We start from the raw sequence: 4912 nt of genomic DNA on the forward strand, positions 1-4912 counted from the left end.
CGCCGTGGGCCATGAGGACGGCGAGGGTGGTGATGACGGTGTCGAGGGATCGTTCGACGCAGACGCCGACACAGACCTCGGGTCCCACGCCGTGCTTGATCAGCAGTGCGGCGATCCGGGCTGCGCGGGTGACGAGTTCGGCGTAGGTGAGGGTGTTGTCGTCGCAGACGACGGCCACGGCGTCGGGGGTCTCCAGCGCGCGGCGTATCACCAGTTCGTGAATCGCGCCGACCGGGAGTTCTTCGCCGTCATCCGCCCACGAGTCCACCAGTTCCCGCTCGGTTTCTCCCAGCAGGACGACGTCCCCGAACGCGGTGTCCGGTTCGGAGACCATCGACTCCAGCACCCGCACATACGAGTCGCGCATCAACGCCACCTGGACGGGGGACAGTTCGCCGCTGTCGTACTCCATCTCCAGGCTCAGCCCCGGGTGCCCGGGCTCCTGGCTGACGGCCACCAGCAACGGGAAGTGGGTCCGCCCGCCTCCGGTCGCACGGGCGCCATCACCGTCCATGTCCGCCCCACCGGCGAGTACGTCGATCTGGCGGAAGTGGTTGTACACGAAGCCGGTCTCGAAGAGCGGTTCCCCGCCCAGTTCGCGCTGGATCGCGGACATCGGGTACCTGCGATGGGGCAGCAGGTCCTGCTCGGCATCGAACACCGCGCGCGCGAGGTCCCGCCAACTGCCGTCCGGCAGCTCCAGCCGGAACGGCAGCGTGTTGAGGAAGAGCCCTCGCACCTCGGTGCCGTCGGTCTCCTCCAGCCGTCCGTTGGACGACAGCCCCGTGACGACGTCCCGGCTGCCGGTGGCGAGGCTCATCACCCGCAGATGCGCTGCCAGCAGCACGGACTTCAGCGGCACCTCACAACGCCGGGCGAACCGGTCGAGACCATCGCCCAGACCGACCGGCAGGGGCGTGATCAGTTCCCCGTGCCGGCGCTCCGCGTCGTTGCGGTGCACCTCGCCCGCGCTGAACGGCCCCGTGAGCCCGTCGGGAAGAGCAGTGGTGTGGCGGGGGAGGCGGGTGTCGGGGCGGTCGGTGAGGAGGTCCAGCCAGTAGGTGGTGTGTGCGGGGGTGGTGAGTGCGTTCTGTTCGGCTGCGATGTAGTCGCGGTAGGTGGAGCGGAGGGGTGGGAGTGATGGGGTGTTGCCGTCGAGGAGGGTGTGGTAGGTGTCGGTGATTTCGGCGAGGGTGGAGGCGAGGCTCCAGCCGTCGAGGATGGCGTGGTGGTCGGTGACGGTCCACTGGAAGGCGTCGCCGGACAGCACATGGACCGTCATCCGGAACAATGGTGCCACCGCCACCGAGAAGCCTTCGTCCTGTTCGCTACGGACGCACTCCGCCACTGCCGCCCGTTGCGCGCCATCGTCCTGACCGCGAAGATCGACGACGGTCAGCGGCGACTCGACCCGTTCGTACACGAGTTGCACCGGCTCGCTGTATCCGCTCAGGTCGAACGAGGTACGCAGGACATCGTGCCGGGCCACCGTCAGCTCGATGGCCCGCCGGAAGGCGTCCTCCTCGAACCGATCGCCGAGCCGCACCGTAGTGACGTTGTGGTACGGGTTGCGGTCCGGGTCGATCTCCATCTCGTAGACCATGCCGACCTGGAGGGCCGCCATCGGATAGGCGTCCACCAGCCCCTCCGGCAGCGCCTGCCGGTCCTTCGCCGACAACAGGGCGAACGGCTCCGCCGTCGGTGCGGGGAGCAGGTCCGCCGCCACCGAAGTCACCTCGGTGCCCAGAGCGGCGAGCGTCGGGGACCGGAACAGCACGGGCAGCGTGAGCAGCAGACCCTCCTCCCGGGCCCGTCCGATCACCTGAATGCTGCGGATCGAGTCGCCGCCCAGGTCGAAGAAGTTGTCGTGCCGGCCGATCCTGTCCACCCCGAGGACCTGACGCCAGACCACCGCCAGCCGTTCCTCCACCCCGGGCAGCGGCGCCACATACTGGGACGACAGCTCCGGACGGTCCCCGGACGGTGCGGGGAGCCTGACGCGATCCACCTTGCCCTGGGCCGTCAGCGGGAACGCGTCGAGGAACACGAATGCCTTCGGCAGCATGTACTCCGGTAGCTTCTCCCGCAGCGCCGACCGCAGTTCGGACACATGGGGCGCCGGGGCGTCGCACACCACGTACGCCACCAGATCGGCCCGGCCCGACGCATCCCGCGGCGCTGTCACGACGCACTGGCGAACGCGCGGATGAGCGCCGATTGCCGCGCTCACCTCGCCGGGCTCCACCCGGTAGCCGCGAATCTTCACCATGTGGTCGACCCGGCCGAGGAACTCCACCCGGCCCTCGGCCGACCAGCGCCCCAGGTCACCCGTGCGGTACAGCCGAGCACCCGGCACGGAGGGATGCGGCAGGAATCGCTCGGCGGTCAGCGCGGGTGTGCCGAGATAGCCGCGTGCGAGGCACGGCCCGGCCACGTACAGCTCACCCGGGCTGCCCACGGGCACGGGATGGCCGGCCTCGTCCAGCACCCGGACCTCGGTGTTGGCCAACGGTGTGCCGAGCGGCAGCGGGCCGGCCGGGAGCGAGTCCGCAGTGAAGATGCCGCAGACGGAGAACGTGGTGGTCTCCGTCGGCCCCCAGCAGTTGACCAGCTCAAGGTCAGGGCAGCGCGCGAGGATCCGGCCGGCGTGCGGTGCGGAAACAGTCTCACTGCCGGTGAGCAGTCGGCGCAGTCCGTCGAACGTCTGCGGCTGCTCGTCCACGAGCAGGGCGAACAGAGAGGCGGTGGCGTGGAGGACCGTCACGCCGTGATCCGTCACCCAGCCCGCCACATCGGCCGGGGCGTACCGTCCCCGTGGAGCGAGCACGAGCCGGGCCCCCGCCGCCAGCGGCGCCCATATCTCGAAGGTGGAGACATCGAAGGCGACCGTCGCGATCTGGAGAACGGTGTCGTCCTCCCGCAGCTCCATCGCGGGGCCGCCGTGCAGCAGCTCGGTCACGTTGCGGTGCCGGGTCACCACGCCCTTCGGCCGCCCTGTGGAACCGGAGGTGAAGATGGCGTAGCAGGCGTTGTCCGGCCCGGCGCCGACCTCCGGGACCCGGCCGCACCGCGTCTCTTCGGACAGAACGACGGTGTCCACGTCGACCGTCTCCCACGGCCCCCGCGGAACCAGCTCCGTAGTACTCGCCCCGGCCAGGACCACCCGCACGTCCGCTTCCTGGAGCATGTGCGCGAGCCGGGCCGCGGGGAAGGAGACATCCAGCGGTACGTAGGCCCCACCGGCCTTGAGTACGGCCAGCATCCCGACGACCAGTTCGGGCGAACGTTCCAGGCCGACCCCGACGAAGACCTCGGGGCCGACGCCCAGCCGGCGCAGATGATGGGCCAGCCGGTCGGCACGTGCGTCGAGCTCGCCGTACGTCAGGGACCGCCCCCCGGCGACCACGGCGAGGCGGTGGGGATGCGCCGCCGCCCGCGCCTCGACCAGCTCGTGGACGGGTGTGGACTGGACAGCGGCGGCGTTGTCGTTCCAGCGCTCCAGCAGGGCCCGCTCGGCCTCGCCGAGCAGGACGGCCGCTCGGTGGACGGCGTCCGGATTCTCCGCGATCGCCCGCAGCGCCCGCAGGTGGTAGTCGCGGATCAGGCGCATCTGCTCCGCGGGGAACTCCCTGGCGTCGTACTCCAGCTCCATCCGCATTCCGGCCAGGCCCGGTTCGCGGCTCATGGCCACATGCAGCGGGAAGCTGGTCCGGGCGACACCGGCGGCCGTCTCGTCGTGCGGTCCGGAGACCGAGGCCCGGCCCGCCTCGGCCAGCTCGTCCACGTGGCGGAAGTGGTTGTAGACGAAGCCGGTCTCGAACAGGGGGTCGCCGCCCAGCGCACGTTGCAGCGCCGGCATGGGGTACCTGCGGTGCGGCAGCATCTCCCGTTCGGCATCGAACACGGCGCGCGCCAGATCCGCCCAACTGCCGTCCGGCAGCCGCAGCCGGAAAGGCAGCGAATTGAGGAAGAGCCCTCGTACCTCGGTGCCGTCGGTCTCCTCCAGCCGTCCGTTGGACGACATCCCTGTGACGACATCCGCGCTGCCCGTGACCAGGCTCAGAACCCGCACGTGGGCGGCCAGGACGACGGCCTTGAACGGCACACCGATCCGGGCGGCACTGTCCTCCAGCGCCGACAGGAGCTCCGGCGGCACCACGGTGACCAGCGCTCCGTACCCGCCGGTGCCGTCATGCTCATGCACCTCGTCGTCGAGCCGTTCCCCGATTGGCAGGGAGTCACCGATACCGCCGTGGCGGGGGAGGCGGGTGTCGGGCCGGTCGGTGAGGAGGTCCAGCCAGTAGGTGGTGTGTGCGGGGGTGGTGAGTGCGTCTTGTTCGGCTGCGATGTAGTCGCGGTAGGTGGAGCGGAGGGGCGGGAGTGATGGGGTGCTGCCGTCGAGGAGGGTGTGGTAGGTGTCGGTGATTTCGGCGAGGGTGGAGGCGAGGCTCCAGCCGTCGAGGATGGCGTGGTGGTCGGTGACGGTCCACTGGAAAGCATCGTCGGACAGCACATGGACGGTCATCCGGCACAACGGCGCCACCGCCGGATCGAACCCCGTCGTCCGCTCCCCGCGGACGTAATCGGCCAGCTCCCGCCGCTGCTGGGCGTCGCTCAGCCCGCGCAGATCCACCAGGCCGAGAGGCATCTCGACTTCCGCGTGCACCAATTGCATCGGCACGGACAGACCACTGAGGTCGAAAGAGGTACGCAGCACAGGATGCCGCTCCACGACCATGGACACTGCCGCACGGAAGGCTTCCTGCTCGAACCGGCCCGGAAGATGCAGCGACGTCACATTCAGATAGGGGTTGCGATCGGGGTCGCGTTGCATTTCGTAGACCATGCCGATCTGGAGTTCGGCCATGGGGTAGGCGTCGTCGAGGTGGTGGGGGAGGTGGTTGCGGTCGTG

At 69.8% G+C, this 4912-nt stretch carries 1 protein-coding gene; it reads right to left on the reverse strand.

Features of this window, described 5'->3' with window-relative positions:
* On the reverse strand, positions 1 to 4912 hold a 4912-nt coding region (locus IEZ15_RS43380; RefSeq protein ID WP_189282434.1), incomplete at both ends, for a non-ribosomal peptide synthetase.

Origin of the sequence: Streptomyces atratus, assembly GCF_014648655.1 — a bacterium.
Lineage (GTDB): Bacteria > Actinomycetota > Actinomycetes > Streptomycetales > Streptomycetaceae > Streptomyces > Streptomyces atratus.